This window comes from Pseudomonas germanica (assembly GCF_019614655.1).
GTDB lineage: Bacteria > Pseudomonadota > Gammaproteobacteria > Pseudomonadales > Pseudomonadaceae > Aquipseudomonas > Aquipseudomonas neuropathica.
Genome location: NZ_CP071586.1, coordinates 2,034,692 through 2,056,995, shown reverse-complemented (window position 1 = coordinate 2,056,995; position 22,304 = coordinate 2,034,692). Strand labels below are relative to the sequence as shown.

Below are 22,304 nucleotides of genomic sequence, written 5' to 3'. Positions count from 1 at the left end.
GCTACGCCAGAATCCGCCGGCTTGTGCGCTTTGGGGGCGGGTTCTATTGTGGGTCGGTCGCTGACGAATCAGCGATCGGGTTTAGCGACTCGGACCATCTCAGTGCATCAGCGTTCGTGGCTTCGTTGTGGGACTCTTCGCCCGCAATTACGTTATGGCGGCTGTATGCGGGAGACCTTTGGGTCTACCGGGGTGCCTGTGACCGGTTCGCTAACCTGCGTACAGCTGCCACCTTCACTTGTTTAGCGACAGGGAAAGAGTGGCTCCATAACCTCAGGAGCTTCACCATGATCAAACCAACACCCAACCCGCCCGAAACCGACTCCACCTCCCCCTACGAATCCCTCGATTCAAAAAAACTCAACGATGCCGCCGAACGCGCCCTCGATCATTACCTGTGCCCACCCGGCTCTACTCCACCACCGCGTAAAACCCGCCGGATGTACGCCGTGACCGCCGACTTCAAAAACGAAGAACTGCTGGCCGATGCCAGCGAAACACTCGCTTGCGCCAGAACCATCGCCCATGACTTCGCCCACCTCATACCCGCGTCGCAGCGCAGGACGCTGCTGGGGATCGCGCAACTGATCATGCTCGGCGAGCTGGCGGTGAATCGGGTGATGGATAATCTGGAATTGCCGCAATAAAGCGCCGCCACTGATGCCCTCCTGTGGGAGTGAGCTTGCTCACGAAGGCTGACTTACAGGCAACACAGCTTTTCAGGCAAAAAACCGCCGTTCCGAATCAACCCGGACGGCGGTTTTTTTCATCCAGTAAACGACCACTCGTCTGATTATCACCCGAACCTGTCAGATCTGACAGGTGTGCAATCGGCAATTAAGCGTTCTGATGACACCTGACCCTTTCACCGCTCAGGAGCGTCAGTCATGACCACAACCCAGACACCCGACAACGCCGTGTTGGCGCTCTCCCCACCTCGCGCTCCTGAAGCGACTACGCCTGTAGTGGGTGCCCATTATGGTGTGCCCAAACGCGCATATGACCTCAAACCCATGGGCCTGACCATTGACGTCGATCCTCCGCTAGCCGGTACGGTCGATGCGGGCGACGTGATCCGCCTGGTGCTGAACAACGCCAGCACCGAAGCGACAAAAACCATCCAGCCTGGCCAGGAAAATGTCATTCATACCCTCTACCTGCCCAAAGGCTTGTTGCGGCCAAATCAACTCAACACGCTTGTTTACACCATCACCCGCGGCAGCGAGAACAGAGGCACGTCGACGCCGGAGTTGACCTTGCTGTACAACGCCATTCGCCCCGGCAATCAGGATCGCACGCCCGGCGACGGCGCCCACTCCGAACTGCAACTGATCCTGCCGCAGGACGTGATCGATGACGGCATTGATGCCGAGCGCGCCAAACAAGGCGTGCAGGTGTGCTTTACCTACCCCTACTGCCGCGCCTACGACGTAATCCGCTTGAACTGCAACGGCAAGGATGTCGTGCGAACCGTCACCGCCGCTGAAGCCCCGGCCAGCCCTTCAGCCGAACTGACGACAATTTGCGTGATGGTTGGGGAAGATGTGTTCCAGCAGGCCGGGGACAATTCGAAGTTCGTGTTTTCCTACACCGTAACCGATCAGCTTGGCAACGGGCCAGACACCGACTCGCCGTACTCTGGAACGGTGGAGGTCGATGTTCACCTGAAGGAAACCCGACTGGTCGCCCCCGATCTGGCCGAAGACCCGGACGATCCGAGCGATGACCCAAGCACCATCGATCTGGCCAAACTCGGCGGCAAGGATCTCACTGTTCTGGTACACGCCTTCGCGCCGACATGGCAGCCCAACGACAAAATCCGCGTGACCTACACCGCCACCAAGCCAGACGCCCCGGTCGTGTCGCACACCGTTGATGCTGATGTCGGGCGCATTCCGTTCACCTACAAACTGATGGTGCCCAATGCCAAAGTGATCGCCGGCAGCGTGGCGCGGGCGAAATATGAACTGATACGCGACGGCAACACTTTTGCGACCTCCAAGACCACCACGGCCGATGTAATCGGCGGCAGCACGATTGTGTTGTTGCCCCCTTTTCTGGTGGCACCAGCCGTTGATCCGATTGATGTGCTTGCATATCCGAACGGGGTGACGGTGCGCATCGAGTATCTTGGCGCTGTAAAAGGAGACCGCGCACGACTGGTGGAAGTCAATCCACCAGCAGGCTCGCCGCAGTTTCCGTTGGTGGAGTTCAACAGCGAAAAACAGGTGGATACCGTGTTGAGCACGCCGTTTATGGCGGCGCGACATGGAGAGAATATTGGATTTCGCTGGAATTTGAATCGCAATAACGCACAGGCCGGGAAATCGCCAGTGGCGACGTTCAGTATATTAAAGATTGCAAATGGAGATTCGCGGTTGCCGATGCCGGTGGTGGATGGCAAGACTGGTAATGAACTCGATATAACGCTTTTGCAACCCGCCTCGCAGCTCACCGTCGCGGCCTGGCCGCACGTCAAAGATGAAAGACTATGGTTGCAATTCGAAGGCAAGGACAATCAGAACACAACCGTAACATTCGATGACTTGGGCGGTGAAGTGGGCGTGGATGCGCCAGGTTTGAGACGCTTGGTGCCTTTGGAATGGTTGAAAAATCTGAAAAATGGCAGTGTATTAAAGGCGATGCTCAAGGTTAATTTTGATGGGGTAGCGAATGAGGCGACGGCGGTTGTTTTTCCTTGGCGCATTTATACCGTCAGGACCGTGGAGAATGTAGAACCGACAATAGACTCAATCAAAGGCTTACCCAGTAACATCGAAATCCCTGACAATGACGACACAGTAGAAAACTCAATAATTCTCATCGGCACAGCCGCCAAAGGCCAACAAGTTGATGTAATAGAAGGCGACGTATCAAAAGGTAAACCCGTCGCTAGTCCGACAGATGGAGAATGGAGGCTGACCCTTACAGAACTGACCAAGGGCAGGTACACCTTTGTTGCTAAGGCACAATACGCTGACAACCCAACATCAAAACCCAGGTCACTTACCGTTCACCAGCCCCTGCAAATTGACCAATCCAATATGATTCTCAACGGCTACCGGATATACACCGGATGGGCGACCACGGGCTTGGAGTTTTTAAACAACTCCGCAACTCGAACCGCCTCTTATGGAGTAAGCCCAGTCACTTATATGTCCAGCAACACAGCCATCGCTACAGTGGATATGAATGGCAAGGTTATCGGCCTTCGCAACGGTAACGGTAACGTAGTCATCACCGTTCAGGACAAGTTAAGCACTCTTACTTACAACGTATATGTCAGCAACATCTTCCGGCTGGATATAAGTACAGTTGGATATAATTATCAGCAAGCAATCAGCTGGAGAAATACCATCGCCGGCTCAGTACCTTTAACTAATGCACTGACAGCCATGCGTCGCGTTTACGGCCCGGATAACAACTGGCCTTTGGTGCCGGGAGGGGTGTACAGAATGTGCGATGAAGGCGGCTGCCCAAGCGGCTGGGGATCGATATTTGGGTATCGTAATGGAGGAGTCATATGCCATTCGGATTTGAGTAGAAATCTGGTTTCATGGTGTCTCAGACCGTATTGATCAGACGCGCTTGGTTTTAAAAGGCTAAAGGTAAAAGTTAAAAAAAAGGGGGGGGGTAAAAAGAAGCCAGACCTGAATGGCACTGACCGGGATGGCCCATTCGCGAGCAAGCTCGCTCCCACAGGGAAACGCATTCCAAATGTGGGAGTGAGCTTGCTCGCGAAGGGGTCAGTTAAGTCAGCGCAAATCGCCTTTTAAACTCAGGCGTTTAAAAGAAACTTCCAGACACGCCTTACAGGCTACAAATTCTTGCGCCATTGCCTACAGCTACCCCAGAATCCGCCGGCTTGTGCGCCTTCGGGTCGGGTTCTATTGTGGGTCGGTCGCTGACGAATCAGCGATCGGGTTTAGCGATCCGATACCCTACAGACGCTCAATCCCCAGTCTCAATTGCAGCTTTGTCTATCTGCACTTGGCGTCATGGTGGCTGTGCGTGGGAGACCTTCGGGTCTACCCGGGGTTTCTGTGACCCGGATCGCTAACCTGCGTACAGCCGCCACCTTTACTTGTTTAGGGATGAGCCGTGGCGGCTAAATCAACCACGGAGTCTCACCATGATCAAACCAACACCCAATCCACCCGAAACCGACCCCACCTCCCCCTACGAATCCCTCGATTCAAAAAAACTCCACGAAGCCGCCGACCGCGCCCTCGATCACTACCTCTGCCCACCCGGCTCCACGCCACCACCGCGTAAGACCCGCCGGATGTACGCCGTCACCGCAGACTTCAAAAACGAGGAACTGCTGGCCGACGCCAGCGAAACACTCGCCTCAGCCAGAACCATCGCCCATGACTTTGCCCACCTCATACCGGCATCGCAGCGCAGGACGCTGTTGGGGATTGCGCAGTTGATCATGCTCGGCGAGCTGGCGGTGAATCGGGTGATGGATAATCTGGAGGTGCCGCAGTAGCGACACGCGATGATCGTTCCCACGCGCAGCAAAGGAATGCCTCAACGGACGCTCCGCGTTCGGCTTTGGAAGGGACGCGGAGCGTCCCGGGCTGCATTCCTTTGCTGCGCGTGGGAACGATCATAAAAAACCGCCGCCCCGTTTTCAGCGGCTTTGCGAACAGTGGTCAATACCGGAGGATTTTTACTTTTCCATTCTTGCTCTTGGGCAATTCGAACTCGACCTCGCCGCCCACTTTGACGCTCGCCCGCAGGGCATCGGGCAATGGAATGCTGAATCGGTATTCTTTGGCCGTCAGAAAAAACCCCGTGGCTTCGGCAAAGGAAATACATCGTCCCGAGGGCTTCGGCGTGATGGTGCCCCTTCCGGTTTTTTCGTCATAACTGCTGAAAATACCTTTCATTGTCGTGCTCCCTTGCACTCGCCCGCATGACCGCCCCAGGTTCACGGCGCCACCTTGCATCAAACTGCAAAATCACGACGAGCGCACCTGTCAGAGTTGACAGTAAAGGGAGATCTCAGACCAATGGCTGCACAACGACGTCAGGAGTCGCGACGCAGATCCGGCGGAATCGGCAAGTCGTCCTTGAGCGGATCCGGGCGTTTGCCCTTGCCCGCACGGTACTGGCGGATCTGGTAGACGTAGGCCAGGACCTGCGCGACCGCGAGATACAGACCACCAGGAATTTCCTGCTCGAGTTCGGTGGAGTAGTAGATCGAACGCGCCAGCCCCGGCGATTCGAGGAGCATGACGTTGTTGGCTACGGCGATTTCGCGGATTTTCAGGGCGAGGAAGTCGCTGCCCTTGGCCAGCAGCACGGGTGCGCCGCCCTTCTCCGAGTCGTACTTGAGCGCGACGGCGTAGTGGGTCGGATTGGTGATGACCACGTCGGCGTCGGGAATCGCCGCCATCATGCGCCGTTGAGACATTTCGCGCTGGGTCTGGCGGATGCGCTGTTTGACCTCCGGGCGACCCTCCTGATCCTTGTGCTCGTCGCGCACTTCCTGCTTGGTCATCAGCAGTTTCTTGTGGGCTTCCCAGAGCTGCACCGGCACATCGACAGCCGCGATGATGATCAGGCCGCAGGCCAGCCACAATGTGCTCCAGCCGACCAGCGTCACGCTGTGGATGATCGCCATTTCAAGTGGCTCGTGGGCGATCCGCAAAAAGTCATCGACGTCCGCCGACAACACTGCCAACGCCACGCCCAGTGTGATCAGGAACTTGGCCAGGGCCTTGAGCAGTTCGACCACAGCCTTGAACGAGAACATCCGCTTCAGGCCTGCCGCCGGGTTCATCCGGCTGAACTTGGGCGCCATGGAGCCCGCTGCGAACAGCCAGCCACCGAGGGAAATCGGCCCGATCAACGCGGCGAGCAACAGAGTGATCATGATCGGCTGGATCGCCAGCAGCGCCATCTGGCCCGACTGCAACAGAAACGCGCCCATGGAACCCTGATCCATGATCACTTCGCGCGACAGCGTGAAGTTCAGGCGCATCAGTTCCATCAGGTCTTCGGCCAGCATGCCGCCAAACACCAGCAGCGCACCGGCACCGGCCATGGTCACGGCCAGGGTGTTGAGTTCTTTGGAACGGGCAATTTCACCCTTTTCACGAGAGTCCTTTTTACGTTTCTCCGTGGGGTCTTCTGTTTTGTCCTGACCGCTTTCGCTCTCTGCCATGACTCAGCGCGCCCGTGCCAGTTCGCGTAACAACTGCAAGGCCTCGGTGGCCAGCGGCTGGTACTGATTGAGAATGTCCGCCAGACCGACCCAGACGATAAACAGACCGAGCACCAGGGTCAGCGGAAAACCGATGGAGAAAATGTTCAGTTGTGGCGCCGCGCGGGTCATCACGCCAAACGCGATGTTGACCACCAGCAACGCCGTCACCGCCGGCAACACCAGCAACAATGCGGCGCCCAGCACCCAGCCGAGTTTGCCGGCCAGTTCCCAGTAATGCGCGGTCATCAGACCGCTGCCGACCGGTAGCGTGGTGAAGCTTTCGGTGAGGACTTCGAAGACCACCAGATGGCCGTTCATCGACAGGAACAGCAAAGTCACCAGCATGGTGAAGAACTGCCCGATCACCGCCACCGAGACACCGTTGGCCGGGTCGACCATCGAGGCGAAGCCCATGCCCATCTGAATCGCGACAATTTGCCCCGCGACGGCAAAGGCCTGGAAAAACAGTTGCAGGGAAAACCCCAGCACCGCACCGACCAGAATCTGCTCGGCTATCAGCAGCAAGCCACTGAGATCCAGCGGGCTGACCGCCGGCATCGGCGGCAGGCTCGGCGCAATACACACGGTGATGGCCACGGCGAAATACAGGCGCACCCGGCGCGACACCAACGTCGTGCCGAACACCGGCATGACCATCAGCATCGAGGCGACGCGAAACAGCGGCAACATGAACGAGGCCACCCAGGTACTGATCTGGGTGTCGGTCAGCTGAAGCAGCGATTGCATGGCTTAGCCGATGACCATCGGGATGTTTTTGTACAACTGGATGATGTATTCCATGAACGTCTGCACGATCCACGGACCACCGATGATCAACGTCACCAGCATCACCAGCAGACGCGGGAGGAAGCTCAGGGTCTGTTCGTTGATCTGCGTAGCGGCCTGGAACATCGCCACCAGCAAGCCGACCAACAGGCTCGGCACTACCAGAATCGCGACCATCAATGTGGTCAGCCAAAGGGCTTCACGAAAGATATCGACCGCAACTTCCGGCGTCATGGCGAGACACCTCCAAAACTGCTGGCCAGGGTGCCGATGATCAGCGCCCAGCCATCAACCAGCACGAACAGCATGATTTTGAACGGCAGCGAGATGATCAGCGGCGAGAGCATCATCATACCCATCGCCATCAGCACACTGGCCACGACCAGGTCGATGATCAGGAACGGAATGAAGATCATGAAGCCGATCTGGAACGCGGTTTTAAGCTCGGAGGTGACGAACGCCGGCACCAGAATGGTCAGCGGCGCCTGATCCGGCGTGGCAATGTCGGTACGTTTGGACAAGCGCATGAACAGCTCGAGATCGCTGGTGCGGGTCTGCGCGAGCATGAAGTCCTTGATCGGCACCTGGGCCTTTTCGACCGCTTGCTGGGCGGTAAGGGTTTCCGCCAGATACGGTTGCAGCGCATCCTTGTTCACCCGGTCGAACACCGGGGCCATGATGAACATGGTGAGGAACAGCGCCATGCCGGTGAGGATTTGGTTCGACGGCGTCTGTTGCAGACCGAGGGCCTGACGCAGGATCGAGAAGACAATGATGATCCGGGTGAAACTGGTCATCAGAATCACGGCCGCCGGAATGAAGCTCAGGGCGGTCATGATCAGCAGGATCTGCAGACTGACCGAGTACTCCTGCGCGCCATCGGCGTTGGTGCCCAGCGTGATCGCCGGGATCGACAACGGATCGGCGGCGAATGCCAGCGGCGCGGCCAGCAACAGGGCCAGCGTCAAGACGATGCGTAACGCACCCATTACTTCTTATCCTTCTGATCCTTGCCGAGAATCTTCAGCAGATGCTGGGCAAATTCCGGGGTCGCTTTCTCGCTGGTATTCGGCACCTCGACCGGCTCTTTGAGCACATGCAGCGCGGTGATGGTGCCGGGGCTGAGGCCGAGCAGAATCTGCTCGTTGCCGACCTGCACCAGCAGCAAACGGTCACGCGGGCCGAGCGCGCGCGAACCGATCAGCTCGATCACCTGGCCCTTGCCTGCCGGACCTGCCTGCTGCACCCGTCGCAACAGCCAGGCGAGGAAGAAGATCAACCCCAGCACCAGCAACAGGCCGAATACCAGTTGCGTCAGTTGCCCGGCCACGCCGCTGTTGACCATCGGCGCGGTGGCGGCTGGCACTGTGGTCGCCGTTGAAGGGTCGGCGGCCAGCACGCTCAATGGCAATGCCAGCAAAGCCCAGAGAAACCGTTTCACTCAGCGCAGCTTCTTGATGCGTTCGCTTGGGCTGATCACGTCAGTCAGGCGGATGCCGAACTTCTCGTTGACCACAACTACTTCACCGTGCGCAATCAGCGTGCCGTTAACCAGCACGTCGAGCGGCTCACCGGCCAGACGATCAAGCTCGATTACCGAACCCTGGTTGAGTTGCAGCAGGTTGCGAATGTTGATGTCGGTGCTGCCGACTTCCATCGAGATCGACACCGGGATGTCGAGGATCACGTCCAGGTTCGGGCCATCGAGGGTCACCGGATCGTTGTTCTTCGGCACGCTGCCGAACTCTTCCATTGGCAGACGCGAGCCGCTGGATGCGTCGGCGGCCAGCAGGGCGTCGATGTCAGCTTGACCGTCACCGGTTTCTTCCAGGGCCGCAGCCCATTCGTCAGCCAGTGCCTGGTCGTCCTGGGCGTTCATATCGTCGTTCATCATTTGTCCTCGGCGGGCAAAAATTCAGTTAAATGCTTGGGGTAGGAGCGCCGTTTCAGCGACGCTCGATCGGCTCGATCACTTGCAACGCGAGGTTGCCTTTGTGCGAGCCCATCTTGACCTTGAAGGCCGGCACGCCGTTGGCGCGCATGATCATGTCTTCCGGCATTTCGACCGGGATCACGTCACCCGGCTGCATGTGCAGGATGTCGCGCAGTTTCAACTGGCGGCGCGCCACGGTGGCGCCGATGGGTACGTCGACATCGAGGACGTCCTGACGCAGCGCGTTGACCCAGCGCTCGTCCTGATCGTCGAGGTCGGACTGGAAACCGGCGTCGAGCATTTCGCGCACCGGCTCGATCATCGAGTACGGCATGGTCACGTGCAGGTCGCCGCCACCGCCATCGAGTTCGATGTGGAACGTGGAGACCACGATCGCTTCGCTTGGGCCGACGATGTTGGCCATAGCCGGGTTCACTTCCGAGTTGATGTACTCGAAATTGACTTCCATGATCGCCTGCCAGGCTTCTTTCAAATCGACGAAAGCCTGTTCCAGCACCATGCGCACCACACGCAGTTCGGTCGGGGTGAATTCACGCCCTTCGATCTTGGCGTGACGGCCGTCGCCGCCGAAGAAGTTGTCCACCAGTTTGAACACCAGTTTGGCGTCAAGGATGAACAGCGCGGTGCCGCGTAACGGTTTGATCTTGACCAGGTTGAGGCTGGTCGGTACGTACAACGAATGCACGTATTCGCCGAACTTCATCACCTGCACGCCACCGACGGCAACGTCCGCCGAGCGGCGCAGCATGTTGAACATGCTGATGCGGGTATAGCGGGCAAAACGCTCGTTGATCATTTCCAGAGTCGGCATGCGTCCACGGACGATGCGGTCCTGACTGGTCAGGTCGTAGCTTTTGACACTGCCGGGTTCGGCAGCGTTATCGGTCTGTACCAGACCATCGTCGACGCCGTGCAAAAGCGCGTCGATTTCATCCTGGGACAGCAGATCCTGCACGGCCATGTCGTGTTCCTACTGCAGTACGAAATTAGTGAAAAGCAACTGTTCGATCACCACTTTGCCCAGCTCTTTCTGCGCCACTTCCTGGACGCTGGCGGTGGCCTTCTGGCGCAACATCTCTTGGCCGACCGGGGTCGCCAAGGTGGCGAAATCCTGACCGGAGAAGAGCATCACCAGGTTGTTGCGGATCACCGGCATGTGCACTTTGAGCGCTTCCAGATCGGCCTGATTACGCGCCAGCATGGTGATGCTCACCTGCATGTAGCGCTGACGGCCGTTCTGGTTGTAGTTGGCAACAAAGGCCGGCGCCATCGGCTCGAAAATCGCCGGCTGCTTGCCGACAGGCGCTGCATCAGCGGCTTCGGCAGGCTTGCTCTGAGCGCTGTGCATGAAGAACCAGGTCGCCCCCACGGACGCGCCAATGGCCAGCAGCAACGCCAGCACGATCACAATGATCAGCTTGAGTTTGCCTTTGGTTGCGGGGTCTTTCACTGCTGCTGTTTCGCTCTTCGCCATGCCAATAATCCGTCACTAATCGGGTTTTCACAGTCGCACGGCAAGGCAAGAGCAAGTGTTATGCCAGAAGTGTCGGCCGTAGCGCAGACAACGCTAAAGTCAAAGGCACCCTCACCCCAGCCCTCTCCCGGAGGGAGAGGGAGCCGACCAAGGTGTCAGACGCCAAACATCGACCTGAAAGACCGAGTCGATTATGGATTCACAACAGGAGTATCCGGTCGGCGTACTTCGCAAGCATCCCCCAATCGGTCCCCTCTCCCTCTGGGAGAGGGCTAGGGTGAGGGTTTTCAGGGGGCCGACCGAGGTGCAAGACGTCAAACATCGACCTGAAAAACCGAGTCCATTATGGATTCACAACAGGAGTATCCGGTCGGCGTACTTCGCAAGCATCCCCCAATCAGTCCCCTCTCCCTCTGGGAGAGGGCTAGGGTGAGGGTTTTCAGGGGCCGACTGAGGTGCAAGACGTCAAACATCGACCTGAAAAACCGAGTCGATTATGGATTCACAACAGGAGTATCCGGTCGGCGTACTTCGCAAGCATCCCCCAATCGGTCCCCTCTCCCTCTGGGAGTGTATGTACCGGAGACATGGTGGACACATGTTCGGAGACATGGTGGACGGTTTTAGATCTTCTTACCTGCCGTCACGATCTGCAAGTTCAAGTCGATTCGGGCGATACGATGTCTACTCCAGTAGACATCGTGGATGCCGTCCTCCGTCGTTTCCCTGATAGCCACTGACCTCCCGTAAAATGCCTTTCCAACTGTGTATTCACGATTGCCCCAGTAGATCTCGCCCTTCACCTGAACCTTCCTGACCACATCCCCATCATCGTACTCAGGCGCCGCCGGTTGCTCCTGATATTCCCGCGGGCTACTGCTGTAGCGAGTAGCAGGAACCTGCATGCCCAGTGCTTGATGCGGGCGCTTCTGGTTGTAAATCTCACGCCAGATATCAAACGCCCGTTGCGCATCGTCCAGATCGATGAAGAGCTGGCCTTGCAGGACTTCCCTTTTCAGGCTGCGGTGGAAGCGCTCCAGCTTTCCCTGGGTTTGCGGGTGATAAGGTCGGGAGTGGCCGACCTTGATGCCCTGGCTCATCAGCCAGACCTCCAGTGCGGTATAAACACCTGTCTGATCACCCCATGGCGAACCGTTGTCCATCGTCATGCGTAAAGGCAGGCCGAAACGCCGAAAGGTCCTGATTAGATGCTCCTGAACGGTTTGGCGCTGCTCATTAATGCATGCCGCGATGCACAGCGAAAACCGTGAATGATCGTCCAATATCGTCAACGGATGGCAACGCCCCTGAGCCAGGCTGATATGTCCCTTGAAGTCCATCTGCCAAAGATCGTTGGGCGCTTCATGCTCGAACCGGATAAACGGTTTGATCTCAGCGGCCTTTGGATCAACGCGCGAATGACGCTGTAAAACCGCATGCACGGTACTGACCGAAGGCATCACTTTGCCGTCGTCTTCCAGCACACGCTTGAGCTTGCGAGCGCCCCAAGCGGCGTACTCCTGACTCACGGTCAGAATCTGCTGCTCAACATCGTCAGCGCAACGTTTGGGTGATGTCTTTGGTTGTCGAGACTGATCGATCAATCCCTCTGCACCTGAGGTCTCAAACCTGTTGAGCCATTTGTAGGCAGTGCTTGGGCTGATATTGAATCGACGGCAAAGCTGCCGAACATTGGCCCCTTCTTGCCGAGCCAACAGCACGAATTCTGAACGAAGCTGCACGGTGGACACCTCTTCCCAAGACACAGGCCATCTCCTTCGCGATGAGCAATGTGTCTATTAAAATGTGTCCACCATGTCTCCGAACACCTGTCCACCATGTCTCCGGTACATACAGGGAGAGGGCTAGGGTGAGGGTTTTCAGGGGGCCGACCGAGATGCAAGACGCCAAACATCGACCTGAAAGACCGAGTCGATTATGGATTCACAACAGCAGTATCCGGTCGGCGTAATCCGCAAGCATCCCCCTATCAGTCCCCTCTCCCTCTGGGAGAGGGCTAGGGTGAGGGGCTCTTGATTTTGCTCAGGCGTAATAGTCGACCGCGCTGCTGCCAATCACGCTGGTGGTTTGAGCGGCGGCTTCAGCAATGGTTGCAGGCACCAATTCGTCATCCGCCGAATCGAGGCGACCGCCGGCCGCGCTGGTGCGACCACTCTGGCCCTGCTGCGCCTGTTCTTGACCTTGTTGCCCCTGCCAGCCACGGTTCTGGTCGGAGACATTGACGTCGACCTGACCCATGCCCTGCTGGTTGAACATTTCGCGCAGGCGATGCATCTGGCCGTCCAGCGCTTCTCGCACGCTTGGATGCGCGCTCATAAAGGTCACTTGGGTCTGCTGGTCCGGAACCATGTTGACGCGAATATCCAATCGCCCCAGTTCAGCCGGCTGCAGCTGAATGTCGGCCGCCTTCAGATTGGCACTCGACAGATACATGACGCGATTGACCACTTCTTCAGTCCAGCCGCTCTGGTGCATGGCGATCGGCTGATTCACCGGTACCGCGTTCGCAGTCTTCGGCGTGGCCGCCTGCGTCAGTGCCGCCAGACGGTTGGCGAAGTCATCGACGCGGGTATCGCTGGTCGCCGTTTTGAGATCTTTGAGGCCGTCGTCGATCAAGCCGCTGAACGCTTTGTCACCACCCTGGCTGGTGCTGTCCTTGTCGGCTTGCACGTCGAGCATACTGGCCATGCCGGCGGCGAAGGTTTGCGCGGAAGTCAATTCACCGTCGGCCTGAGCCTGAGCCGGCGACGCTTTCGGTTGCGCCTGGCTGGCGGCGGAAATGTGCCCGCCCTGCTCCATCGCCATGCGCACGGCCGGCATTGAGTCGAGCGGATCGGCCGAAGGGTCGAAATCGCTGTCAGTGGCCGGTGCCGGATCTTTGACCGTCCCCGGCAGAGCGGCAAGCGCAGGCGTTTCGGTTTCAGGCTGGTCAGTCGCGACGACCGCCGGATTCTGCACAACTGGCGTCGTGACTACCGGCTGCACAGCGGTTGCCAATGCCGGATCGAGCGTCGGATCAACCGGCGCCGCGTCTACGACTGGCGTCTGGGCGGTGCCTGTGTTGTCGTCGCTGCTGGCGCTGCTGTCATCGGTCGCTGCGGTTTTGTCGGCAGGCAAGTCGTTGCCGCTATCGGCAACCGCCGGTTGTGCAGCGGCAGACGGATCTTTGGCGATGTCCTTTTTGCCGCTGTTGTCAGCGACCTTGTCGCGCGCCGACTTGGGCGAATTGTCAGCGGTGGCGACAGGCTTGTTCGACCCCTGATCGGCGAACACTTTAGCGAAGCTTGAGGCTTTATCCCCGGTGTCTACGGCCATAGCCGACGATTTGGCCGAGGCGGCCTGCGCCTTGGCCTGAGCGGCATTCTGAAGAAGGATGTTGGGGGTCGCAGGCATGAAACGGTCTCCGCTGCACTGGGATCGTAGGTACAGTTGCAGAGATAGTTGCAAGTGCCGGGCCAGATTTGCCCGGCGCTCGTAAAAAGCGCCGGACGGCGGGATCAGTGAGTAGTGGCGTGCTGTCGCTCGTCTTCGTAAACAGTGCGAATTTCAGCGAATTCGACGCTGATATCGGCGACCAGCCTGACGTTTTCTGCCGGACTCTTGTCCCTTGCTTCGCTTTCCAGCTTCTGGCACAGCACGGCCAGTCGAACCGCGCCCATATTGCTGGCGCTACCCTTGAAGCTGTGAGCAACCTCCGATAGCACTTCGGCATCGGCGGTCGTTTGCAGCACCTGCACGCGACTTTCGGAATCTATCAGGAAGGTATCCAGCAAATCCGGATAGTTCTCCTCCATGACGTCACGCAATGTATCGAGTACGTCGCGATCCACATGTTGGTCAGTCACTTGTTCACTCCTTGATCAAGAATTGCGCGAATTATGCCTCAACCTCCCAGGAAAACTCCACGCAGGCACTACGACCTTCGTCCGACCAACTGGCGTTATGCCCCAATTGCCGGACCAGACTGACGCCGCGCCCCGACAAACGGACACCGTCCAGCGGCCTTTCCATGACTCGCGCCACATCAAAACCCTTGCCGCTGTCCTCAACGCGAATCACCAGCCGGCCGCCCCCGCCTTGTGGCTGCACCTGCAGATGCACACGGACAAAGCCATCCTGCAGCGCCTCCAGCCGATCGTTGCGCTGCTGATAATAGCGAGCAAAACCCGCCGCATCGCGCTTGAGGCTGGAGTCCAGACCCAGCACGCCATGTTCCAGCGCATTGGAATACAACTCGGCCAGCACACTGTACAAAGCACCACTCTGCGCCCGCAACCCATGCACCTCAAGCAGCAACTGCAACAGGTACGGCAACGGATTGAAACGCTTTAGTGTGGCACCACGGAATTCGAAGCTCACCGACCAGTCAAGCGGGCACGACTGGCCGCTGTCGGAATACACCGGCGCCGACGGTTTGACCTGCGCCGGCTCCAGCAGGCTAACCTCGACCATGCTGACATCGTCGCGCGCCTCGCCACGAAAATCCCGCAGCGCCTGCTCGATATCCTCGAACAAGCTATCCGGCTCGCGATTGGCGGCGAACACCTGCTGCAAACGCTCGACGCCGAACAGCTGATCACTGGCGTCACTGGTGTCGATCACCCCGTCGGACAACAGAAACACCCGATCACCGACAGCCATCGGATGCACTTCCGTACGATCATCGAACGCCTGCGCACTCAGCACACCCAGTGGCAAGTGCCGCGCTGCCAGCGGTACACGCTCACCACTGGCGATCCGATGCAGATAGCCGTCAGGCATGCCGCCGTTCCACACTTCGACCGAACGCCGCTGAAAACTCAGGCACAGCAACGTGGCGCAGCAGAACATGTCCACCGGCAGGATGCGTTTGAGCTTGGCGTTCATCTCGCGCAGGGTTTCCGCCAGGCCGTAGCCCTTGGCGGTCATGCCATAGAACACCTCGGCCAGGGGCATCGCCCCGACGGCTGCCGGCAGGCCATGGCCAGTGAAATCGCCTAACAGCACATGCATGTCCCCTGCCGGCGTGTAGGCCGCCAGCAGCAGGTCACCGTTGAACAAGGCATAGGGCGATTGCAGGTAGCGGATGTTCGGCGCACTCAGGCAACCGGAATGCGCCACTTTGTCGAAAACGGCTTTGGCCACACGTTGTTCGTTGAGCAGGTAATCATGGTGTTTGGCGATCAGGTCGCGCTGCTGCAGCACGGTTGCCTGCAAGCGGCGCAAGCGATCCATCGCCTTGATTTTGGCGGCGAGGATCACCTGGTTGTAAGGCTTCGCCAGAAAGTCGTCGCCACCGGCCTCCAGACAACGGGCCAGCGCTTCGCTTTCGGTCAGCGACGTGAGGAAGATGATCGGCACCAGCGTCTCGCCCGCCAGCGCCTTGATCTGCCGCGCGGCTTCGAAGCCGTCCATGACCGGCATCATCGCGTCCATCAAGACCAGATCGGGTTGCTGCCGGCGAAACAGATCGACCGCTTCGGCACCGTTGGCCGCCGTCAAGACGTTATGGCCCTGACGACGGACGATGGTCGACAGCAACAGGCGATCGGCGGCGCTGTCTTCGGCGATCAACAGGGTCAGCGGCTCTTGCGCCTGCATGGCCGTCAACTGATGTCGAAGAGTTTGTCGAAATTGGAGATGGCGAGGATCTTGCGCACATCGGAGTTGCTGTTGACGACTCGCACGTCCGAATTATCGCCACCGGCGTGATCCCGCAGCAGGAGCAGCATGCCCAGTGCGGAGCTGTCGAGGTAGGTGGCCTCTTTCAGATCGACCACGATGGACTCAGGTTTCTTTTGGAGTCGCTCATAGGACTCGCGAAACTCCTGATGGCGCCCGAAATCGAACCGCCCCCTGACCGAGATCGTCAGTTTGTGACCATCCGGAGAGACTTCTGTAACGACTGACATTGACTGGCTTCCTTGTCATTGACGAACCTGTACAAGGTTTAGCACTTGCACAGGGTTGCGGCAAGGTTAGAAGACAGATCAAAAGATCGCAGCCTTCGGCAGCTCCTACACTGATCCTCTGTAGGAGCTGCCGAAGGCTGCGATCTTTTGATCTTGCTTTAAAACGGATTCTGTCGTGGCAAACGCTGGGACAGTTCATCAAGCAGCTTCTGCTCGCGCTTGTCTTCAAGGCGTTGCGCCTCTTCGCGATAACGTTGCACCAGTTTGCGCAAACCTTCGACCTTGGCGAACGCCTGCTGCCATTCCTCACGCGCCTTGTCGAGCTTGTTCTGGTGCCAGACCAGACTCTGGCGCTGCTGGTCGACGGCGGTGTCGAGTTGCGCCAGAAAGCCCTGAAAACCGAGCAGCCATTGCCCGCTCACGCCGGTGCTGCCGCGCACGATCCATTGCTGCGAGTAATCCAGACGAAAGGCATTGAGGTCGGCGAGTTTGCTTTCTGCGACTTTGACCTGACCCTGAAAATAGCCCAGCCGTTGCACGGCGGTTTTTTCGGCCTGTTCGGCCATGTCCACCACCGGAGCCAAGCGCGCAGCGCGGCTGACGGCCATGGCCGGTTACCCGCCCGCCGCAGGGGCGAACAAGGTCTCGAGATAGGCCTGGCTTTCACCCATGTTGATTTTGTCGTTGAGGCCCTGACGCTGGTAGCGCACTAACTGCGGTTGCAGGGAAATCGCCAGATCGGTCTCGCGGTCGCCGCCGGCAACGTAGGCGCCGACGCTGATCAGATCGCGGCTCTGCTGATAACGCGACCACAACTGTTTGAAGTACTGCGCGCGCTGCATGTGTTCCGGCGAAACCACCGCCGGCATTACCCGGCTGATCGACGCTTCGATGTCGATGGCCGGATAGTGCCCTTCCTCAGCCAGACGCCGGGACAGCACGATGTGACCATCAAGTACGCCTCGAGCCGAGTCGGCAATCGGGTCCTGCTGGTCATCGCCTTCGGACAACACCGTATAGAACGCGGTAATCGAACCACCGCCCTTCTCCGCATTACCGGCACGCTCAACCAGTTTCGGCAATTTGGCGAACACCGACGGCGGATACCCCTTGGTTGCCGGCGGTTCGCCGATGGCCAAGGCGATTTCCCGCTGCGCCTGGGCGAAACGGGTCAGCGAATCCATCAGCAGCAGGACGTTCTTGCCCTTGTCGCGGAAATACTCGGCAATTCGCGTGCAATACATGGCGGCGCGAAGACGCATCAGCGGCGCATCGTCCGCAGGGGATGCGACGACCACGGAACGCTTGAGACCTTCTTCACCGAGGATGTGCTCGATGAATTCCTTAACTTCTCGACCCCGCTCACCGATCAGGCCAACGACGATAATGTCGGCCTCGGTGAAGCGGGTCATCATGCCCAGCAACACCGATTTACCGACACCGGTACCGGCGAACAGACCCAAACGCTGGCCGCGACCGACCGTCAGCAAACCGTTGATGCAACGGATACCAACATCCAGCGGTACGCTGATCGGGTCACGGTTGAGCGGGTTGATCGTCGGGCCGTCCATTGGCACCCAGTCTTCGGCCTTCATCCCGCCCTTGCCGTCCAACGCACGACCGGCGCCGTCGAGCACGCGCCCGAGCATGCTCATGCCCATCGGCAAGCGGCCGGTTTCAGCCAGCGGCACCACGCGGGCACCGGGAGCGATACCGGCGACACTGCCGACCGGCATCAGGAATACTTTGCCGCCGGAAAACCCCATGACTTCCGCTTCGACCTGGGACGGGTGATAGCTGTCATCATTGATTACCAGGCAACGCGTGCCCATGGCGGCGCGCAGGCCTTCGGCTTCGAGGGTGAGGCCGACCATACGCAGCAGGCGACCTTCAAGAATCGGCGCGCCGGCAATCTCGGTGGCCTCAGCGTAAGTGCTCAGGCGCTTGGCGAAACTGGTGCGTTCAAGGCGCATCGGGTTCGTCCGCGAGCGGCTCGTCAGGCGTGGCCGCCGGTTTTACATCTTCTGGAATGTCCAGAGTCAGATCCGCCTCGGCCGGGTGCAAAGCCTGCTCGTGCAACTGATCGAACAGTTTGGCCATGACCTGAGCGACGCGGGTTTCGATGCTGGCATCGATGCGGCTGTGCTCGGTTTCAACCCGGCAGCCACCCGGCAACAGCGCTTCGTCTTCGACAATGCGCCAGGTTTCCTCATGACGTTCGCGCAAAGCCTTGGCCTGCTCGAAGTCCTGCGGATTGACGTACAGACGCACATTCTCGACGCCCAGCGGCAACAGCTTGAGCGCATCGCGCATGACGTGTTCGATCTGGCTGGAATCGATGGCCAGCTCGCGCTTGATCACCTGTTTGGTGATGTGCTGCACGAGGTCGACCAGTGATTTCTCAATCTGGGTGTCTTGCTCGGCGATCGGCTCGAACAGGTTCGCCATCAGTTGCTCAAGGCTGGCCAGCTTCGCCGCCAACGCCACTTCAGATTCCTGACGAACCTTGAGCGTGGCGCTGTGAAAGCCTTCTTTCTCGCCGATGCCAAAGCCCTCGTTGTAAGCCTCCTGACGGATGCTTTCGAGTTCTTCCAGGGTCAGTGGCTGGACTTCTTCCAGCGGCACCTCTTCCATTTCCGGCGGTTCGGGTTCCGGCTCGGGCTCGGGTTCCGGCTTCGGCGGGTCGAAGCTGGGCATGGCCCAGGATTCGAAACCACGGACATCGCGGGCACGGATCAGATCCGTCACATCGTCGTCGTGCTTGTCCATGGGCTTAGATCATTTCCTCGCCGCCTTTGCCACCGAGTACGATCTCGCCGGCTTCGGCCATACGACGGGCAATGGTGAGGATTTCTTTCTGCGCGGTTTCGACATCGCTGACGCGCACCGGGCCTTTGGCCTCGAGGTCGTCGCGCAACAGTTCGGCAGCACGTTTGGACATGTTCTTGAAGATCTTCTCTTTGACGCCTTCGTCCGAACCCTTGAGGGCCAGCACCAGCACGTCCGAGGACACTTCGCGCAGCAACGCCTGAATGCCACGGTCGTCGACATCGGCGAGGTTGTTGAACACGAACATGAGGTCTTCGATCTGACCGGACAGGTCTTCGTCGACTTCGCGGATCGAGTCCATGAGCTGGCCTTCGATCGAGCTGTCGAGGAAGTTCATGATGTCTGCCGCACGCTTGATGCCGCCCAGGGTGGTGCGCGAGGCATTCGAGTTGCCGGAGAACTGCTTCTCGAGAATCTGGTTCAGCTCTTTCAGTGCTGCTGGTTGTACGGTGTTCAACGACGAGACGCGCAGGATGATGTCCAGACGCACCTTGTGGTCGAAGTTGCCCAGCACTTCACCGGCCTGATCCGGGTCGAGGTACGCGACCACGATCGCCTGAATCTGCGGGTGTTCGTAACGGATCACGTCGGCAACGGCGCGTGGCTCCATCCATTTCAGGCTGTCGAGGCCACTGGTGTTGCCACCGAGCAGGATGCGGTCGATCAGGCCGTTGGCCTTGTCTTCACCCAGGGCCTGGGTGAGCATTTTGCGCACGTAGTCGTCGGAACCGACGCCGAGGCTGGTCTGGTCGCCGACGATGTCGACGAACTCGCTCATGACCTGCTCGACCTGCTCGCGATGGACGTTGCCCATCTGGGCCATGGCCACGCCGACACGCTGAACCTCTTTCGGGCCCATGTGGCGCAGCACTTGTGCGGCGTCGGTCGAACCCAGGGACAGCAGCAGAATCGCGGCTTTGTCGACCTTGGTCAGTTTGACGGTAGCGGCTCGGTTATCACTCATCTGCGTTAATCCACTCTTTCACGACCTGAGCCACGCGACCCGGATCCTCGGCCACCAGACTCTTGATTGCATTCAGTTGCGCGTCATAACCCTCACTTGGGCTCGGCAACAGAATGCTCTGCGGACCACCGAGGCTTACGCGGTCGTTGGCCAGGTCGCCGTCCAGGCCGCCCATCCCACCGAGTTCCACGTCGCTGCCAAGACCGGCCAGCTCCTTGCCTTTGCCGCCGCCGGTGATGTTGTTGAGCACCGGACGCAGCACACCAAACACCAGCACCAGGATGAACAACACACCCAGCACTTGTTTGACGATGTCCCAGAACCATGGCTGGGAGTAGAACGGAATATCGGCAATCACTTCGCCGCGCTCGGCGGAGAACGGCATGTTGATCACGCTGACGCTGTCGCCACGGCTGGCGTCGAAACCGACGGCGTCCTGGACCAGACGGGTGAAACGCGCCAATTCGTCGGCGCTCCACGGCGCGCGTGTGGTTTCGCCGTTGGCCGCGTTGACCTTGACCTGATCGTCGACCACCACCGACACCGACAGACGATTCAGGCGACCCTGCTGCTGTTTGGTGTGGCTGATGGAACGGTCGAGTTCGAAGTTCTTGGTCGATTGTTGACGCTTGTCTGCCGGGTATGGCGCGAGCATCGGCTGGCCGGTGGCCGGGTCCATGATCTGCTGACCGTTGGCATCAACCAACGGCTGGCCTGGCTGCACCATAGCGGCCGGCGCTGCGGCGCCACCGGTGGTTTGCGGCGCCGAGGCTGGCGACGGCGGCTGGTTGCTCAGAGCACCCGGCACACCTTGCGGGCCATTGCTGGCGGTGCGTTGTTCGTTGACCGACTGCTCGCTGCGCAACGCCGGTTGATCCGGGTTGAACTGCTCGGCAGTCGACTCGACGGCATTGAAATCGATGTCGGCCGAGACCTCAGCCTTGTAGCGATCATTGCCCAATACCGGCTGCAGAATGTTGTGCACGCGCTGGGTGAGCATGCTTTCCATGCGGCGGCTGTAATCGAACTGCTTGCCGGCCATGGTCATTTCGGAGTTCTCCGCCTGATCAGAGAGCAGGTTGCCCTTCTGGTCGACGACGGTGATCTGCGACTTGCTCAATTCAGGAACGGAGGTGGCCACCAGGTTGATGATCGCCACCACCTGACCCGGCTCCAGCGAACGACCGGAATACAACTCGACCAAAACCGAAGCACTTGGCTTGCGTTCATCTCGCACGAACACCGAACTCTTCGGAATCGCCAGGTGCACGCGGGCACCCTTGACGTTGTTCAGGCTGGAGATGGTCCGCGCCAGTTCACCTTCGAGGCCACGACGGTAGCGCGTCGCTTCCATGAACTGACTGGTGCCCAGCCCCTGTTCCTTGTCGAGGATTTCAAAACCGATGTTGCCGTCGCTGGGAGTGACACCAGCAGCGGCGAGTTTCATCCGCGCACGGGACAGGTCATCGGCCTTGACCAGCAAGGCGCCGGAGTTCGGTTCGACGGTGTAAGGAATGTCAGCAGAGGCCAGGGTGTCCATGACCTGCTTGGCGTCCATGCCGGCAAGGCTGCCGTACAACGGACGGTAATCCGGCTGCTGCGACCACAGCACCACGGCAAAGCCAATCGCCACGCTCGCAGCCAGGCCGACCAACAGGCCCACCTGACGCAGCATGGTCATCTCGGAGAGGTTTTCCAGGAAGGACAAGCCGAACAGCGGCGGTTTGCCGTCTATTGGGGTGGCCTTGGCCGGAACGTTATCGGCGACTGCTTCTGCCATGACTCAATCTCGTCCTTAAACCGGCATCTGCATGATGTCTTGATAAGCCTGAACCAGCTTGTTGCGTACCTGGGTCAGAGCCTGGAACGACACGCTGGCTTTTTGCGAAGCGACCATCACGTCCGTCAGATCGACGCCGCTCTTGCCCACTTCGAATGCGTTGGCCAACTGAGTCGACGCCTGCTGGGTATCGCTGACCTTGTTGATCGCCTGACCGAGCATGTCGGAAAAGCTGCTGCCCGCCAGTTCAGGGACAGCGGTCGTCGATTTCGGTGCAGACATGGCGTCCAGTTTCATGGCCTTCATGTCCATCATCAACCGATTAAATTCAATACCTTGGCTCATGGTCTACTCTCTTGGGCGGCCCGCAATTTTTTGACACTCACTC

Annotated in this window: 23 protein-coding genes; 3 read left to right on the top strand and 20 right to left on the bottom strand. The window is 58.9% G+C overall.

Annotated features, from left to right (window positions below; genetic code table 11):
- The first annotated feature begins 287 nt into the window (after positions 1-287).
- The 3 genes from J0G10_RS09105 (at position 288) to J0G10_RS09095 (ending at position 4,492) form a co-directional block, all read left to right on the top strand.
- Positions 288-647 carry a DUF6124 family protein gene (locus J0G10_RS09105; protein WP_095050188.1) on the top strand — a complete coding sequence of 120 codons (360 nt, stop codon included), beginning with the start codon at positions 288-290 and terminating at the stop codon, positions 645-647.
- A 240-nt stretch (positions 648-887) separates the two neighbouring features.
- Positions 888-3,578: an Ig-like domain-containing protein gene (locus J0G10_RS09100; RefSeq protein WP_220558326.1), complete on the top strand. Its 2,691-nt coding sequence runs from the start codon at positions 888-890 to the stop codon at positions 3,576-3,578.
- A 554-nt stretch (positions 3,579-4,132) separates the two neighbouring features.
- The gene (locus J0G10_RS09095) at positions 4,133-4,492 is read left to right on the top strand and encodes a DUF6124 family protein (protein WP_217868267.1); all 360 of its coding nucleotides are present in this window, start codon (positions 4,133-4,135) and stop codon (positions 4,490-4,492) included.
- Between the two features lie 166 nt (positions 4,493-4,658).
- On the opposite strand, the gene J0G10_RS09090 is transcribed toward J0G10_RS09095, so the two are convergent.
- The 20 genes from J0G10_RS09090 to fliE all read right to left on the bottom strand — a co-directional run bounded on the left by J0G10_RS09090 (position 4,659) and on the right by fliE (position 22,261).
- On the bottom strand, positions 4,659-4,895 hold the full coding sequence (locus tag J0G10_RS09090; protein ID WP_095050185.1) for a hypothetical protein: 237 nt from the start codon (positions 4,893-4,895) through the stop codon (positions 4,659-4,661).
- Between the two features lie 140 nt (positions 4,896-5,035).
- Entirely contained in the window at positions 5,036-6,175 is a 1,140-nt protein-coding gene (gene flhB / locus J0G10_RS09085) for a flagellar biosynthesis protein FlhB (RefSeq protein WP_093439755.1), read from the bottom strand.
- A gap of 3 nt (positions 6,176-6,178) precedes the next feature.
- Entirely contained in the window at positions 6,179-6,964 is a 786-nt protein-coding gene (fliR, locus tag J0G10_RS09080) for a flagellar biosynthetic protein FliR (protein WP_093439752.1), read from the bottom strand.
- A 3-nt stretch (positions 6,965-6,967) separates the two neighbouring features.
- On the bottom strand, positions 6,968-7,237 hold the full coding sequence (gene fliQ, locus J0G10_RS09075; RefSeq protein WP_038363854.1) for a flagellar biosynthesis protein FliQ: 270 nt from the start codon (positions 7,235-7,237) through the stop codon (positions 6,968-6,970).
- Positions 7,234-7,992 (bottom strand): flagellar type III secretion system pore protein FliP, encoded by a 759-nt coding sequence (gene fliP, locus J0G10_RS09070; protein ID WP_095050183.1) that lies wholly within the window; start codon positions 7,990-7,992, stop codon positions 7,234-7,236. Before fliP ends, fliQ begins: the two co-directional genes overlap by 4 nt.
- Positions 7,992-8,444, bottom strand: a complete 453-nt coding sequence (gene fliO / locus J0G10_RS09065; RefSeq protein WP_220558325.1) for a flagellar biosynthetic protein FliO — start codon at positions 8,442-8,444, stop codon at positions 7,992-7,994. The genes fliP and fliO overlap by 1 nt, the downstream gene beginning before the upstream one ends.
- On the bottom strand, positions 8,445-8,894 hold the full coding sequence (gene fliN, locus J0G10_RS09060; RefSeq protein ID WP_008077656.1) for a flagellar motor switch protein FliN: 450 nt from the start codon (positions 8,892-8,894) through the stop codon (positions 8,445-8,447).
- A 55-nt stretch (positions 8,895-8,949) separates the two neighbouring features.
- On the bottom strand, positions 8,950-9,918 hold the full coding sequence (gene fliM, locus J0G10_RS09055; protein ID WP_003222890.1) for a flagellar motor switch protein FliM: 969 nt from the start codon (positions 9,916-9,918) through the stop codon (positions 8,950-8,952).
- Positions 9,919-9,927: 9 nt separating this feature from the next.
- Positions 9,928-10,431 carry a flagellar basal body-associated protein FliL gene (gene fliL, locus J0G10_RS09050; protein WP_007920033.1) on the bottom strand — a complete coding sequence of 168 codons (504 nt, stop codon included), beginning with the start codon at positions 10,429-10,431 and terminating at the stop codon, positions 9,928-9,930.
- A gap of 623 nt (positions 10,432-11,054) precedes the next feature.
- Positions 11,055-12,197, bottom strand: a complete 1,143-nt coding sequence (locus J0G10_RS09045) for an IS481 family transposase (protein WP_220556126.1) — start codon at positions 12,195-12,197, stop codon at positions 11,055-11,057.
- Positions 12,198-12,474: 277 nt separating this feature from the next.
- Positions 12,475-13,845, bottom strand: a complete 1,371-nt coding sequence (locus tag J0G10_RS09040; RefSeq protein ID WP_220558324.1) for a flagellar hook-length control protein FliK — start codon at positions 13,843-13,845, stop codon at positions 12,475-12,477.
- Positions 13,846-13,949: 104 nt separating this feature from the next.
- A complete protein-coding gene (locus tag J0G10_RS09035) occupies positions 13,950-14,297 on the bottom strand; it encodes an Hpt domain-containing protein (RefSeq protein WP_095050181.1) in 348 nt (115 codons plus the stop codon).
- Positions 14,298-14,328: 31 nt separating this feature from the next.
- On the bottom strand, positions 14,329-16,032 hold the full coding sequence (locus J0G10_RS09030) for an ATP-binding SpoIIE family protein phosphatase (RefSeq protein ID WP_220558323.1): 1,704 nt from the start codon (positions 16,030-16,032) through the stop codon (positions 14,329-14,331).
- A gap of 5 nt (positions 16,033-16,037) precedes the next feature.
- Entirely contained in the window at positions 16,038-16,343 is a 306-nt protein-coding gene (locus J0G10_RS09025; RefSeq protein WP_095050179.1) for an STAS domain-containing protein, read from the bottom strand.
- Positions 16,344-16,501: 158 nt separating this feature from the next.
- Positions 16,502-16,951 carry a flagellar export protein FliJ gene (fliJ, locus tag J0G10_RS09020; RefSeq protein ID WP_093439724.1) on the bottom strand — a complete coding sequence of 150 codons (450 nt, stop codon included), beginning with the start codon at positions 16,949-16,951 and terminating at the stop codon, positions 16,502-16,504.
- A 6-nt stretch (positions 16,952-16,957) separates the two neighbouring features.
- On the bottom strand, positions 16,958-18,316 hold the full coding sequence (gene fliI, locus J0G10_RS09015) for a flagellar protein export ATPase FliI (RefSeq protein ID WP_116254413.1): 1,359 nt from the start codon (positions 18,314-18,316) through the stop codon (positions 16,958-16,960).
- Entirely contained in the window at positions 18,306-19,112 is an 807-nt protein-coding gene (gene fliH, locus J0G10_RS09010) for a flagellar assembly protein FliH (RefSeq protein ID WP_220558322.1), read from the bottom strand. Before fliH ends, fliI begins: the two co-directional genes overlap by 11 nt.
- A 4-nt stretch (positions 19,113-19,116) precedes the next feature.
- A complete protein-coding gene (gene fliG, locus J0G10_RS09005; protein ID WP_016771079.1) occupies positions 19,117-20,136 on the bottom strand; it encodes a flagellar motor switch protein FliG in 1,020 nt (339 codons plus the stop codon).
- A complete protein-coding gene (gene fliF / locus J0G10_RS09000) occupies positions 20,129-21,916 on the bottom strand; it encodes a flagellar basal-body MS-ring/collar protein FliF (protein ID WP_095050177.1) in 1,788 nt (595 codons plus the stop codon). The genes fliG and fliF overlap by 8 nt, the downstream gene beginning before the upstream one ends.
- A gap of 15 nt (positions 21,917-21,931) precedes the next feature.
- Entirely contained in the window at positions 21,932-22,261 is a 330-nt protein-coding gene (fliE, locus tag J0G10_RS08995; protein WP_038363826.1) for a flagellar hook-basal body complex protein FliE, read from the bottom strand.
- Positions 22,262-22,304: the final 43 nt, after the last annotated feature.

Excerpts from the sequence above, each read along its gene's own strand:
- J0G10_RS09105 (WP_095050188.1), top strand. The coding sequence starts at position 288 with ATGATCAAACCAACACCCAACCCGCCCGAAACCGACTCCACCTCCCCC.
- J0G10_RS09100 (WP_220558326.1), top strand. The coding sequence starts at position 888 with ATGACCACAACCCAGACACCCGACAACGCCGTGTTGGCGCTCTCCCCA.
- J0G10_RS09095 (WP_217868267.1), top strand. The coding sequence starts at position 4,133 with ATGATCAAACCAACACCCAATCCACCCGAAACCGACCCCACCTCCCCC.
- J0G10_RS09090 (WP_095050185.1), bottom strand. The coding sequence starts at position 4,895 with ATGAAAGGTATTTTCAGCAGTTATGACGAAAAAACCGGAAGGGGCACC.
- flhB (WP_093439755.1), bottom strand. The coding sequence starts at position 6,175 with ATGGCAGAGAGCGAAAGCGGTCAGGACAAAACAGAAGACCCCACGGAG.
- fliR (WP_093439752.1), bottom strand. The coding sequence starts at position 6,964 with ATGCAATCGCTGCTTCAGCTGACCGACACCCAGATCAGTACCTGGGTG.
- fliQ (WP_038363854.1), bottom strand. The coding sequence starts at position 7,237 with ATGACGCCGGAAGTTGCGGTCGATATCTTTCGTGAAGCCCTTTGGCTG.
- fliP (WP_095050183.1), bottom strand. The coding sequence starts at position 7,992 with ATGGGTGCGTTACGCATCGTCTTGACGCTGGCCCTGTTGCTGGCCGCG.
- fliN (WP_008077656.1), bottom strand. The coding sequence starts at position 8,894 with ATGAACGACGATATGAACGCCCAGGACGACCAGGCACTGGCTGACGAA.
- fliM (WP_003222890.1), bottom strand. The coding sequence starts at position 9,918 with ATGGCCGTGCAGGATCTGCTGTCCCAGGATGAAATCGACGCGCTTTTG.
- fliL (WP_007920033.1), bottom strand. The coding sequence starts at position 10,431 with ATGGCGAAGAGCGAAACAGCAGCAGTGAAAGACCCCGCAACCAAAGGC.
- J0G10_RS09040 (WP_220558324.1), bottom strand. The coding sequence starts at position 13,845 with ATGCCTGCGACCCCCAACATCCTTCTTCAGAATGCCGCTCAGGCCAAG.
- J0G10_RS09030 (WP_220558323.1), bottom strand. The coding sequence starts at position 16,032 with ATGCAGGCGCAAGAGCCGCTGACCCTGTTGATCGCCGAAGACAGCGCC.
- J0G10_RS09025 (WP_095050179.1), bottom strand. The coding sequence starts at position 16,343 with ATGTCAGTCGTTACAGAAGTCTCTCCGGATGGTCACAAACTGACGATC.
- fliJ (WP_093439724.1), bottom strand. The coding sequence starts at position 16,951 with ATGGCCGTCAGCCGCGCTGCGCGCTTGGCTCCGGTGGTGGACATGGCC.
- fliI (WP_116254413.1), bottom strand. The coding sequence starts at position 18,316 with ATGCGCCTTGAACGCACCAGTTTCGCCAAGCGCCTGAGCACTTACGCT.
- fliH (WP_220558322.1), bottom strand. The coding sequence starts at position 19,112 with ATGGACAAGCACGACGACGATGTGACGGATCTGATCCGTGCCCGCGAT.
- fliG (WP_016771079.1), bottom strand. The coding sequence starts at position 20,136 with ATGAGTGATAACCGAGCCGCTACCGTCAAACTGACCAAGGTCGACAAA.
- fliF (WP_095050177.1), bottom strand. The coding sequence starts at position 21,916 with ATGGCAGAAGCAGTCGCCGATAACGTTCCGGCCAAGGCCACCCCAATA.
- fliE (WP_038363826.1), bottom strand. The coding sequence starts at position 22,261 with ATGAGCCAAGGTATTGAATTTAATCGGTTGATGATGGACATGAAGGCC.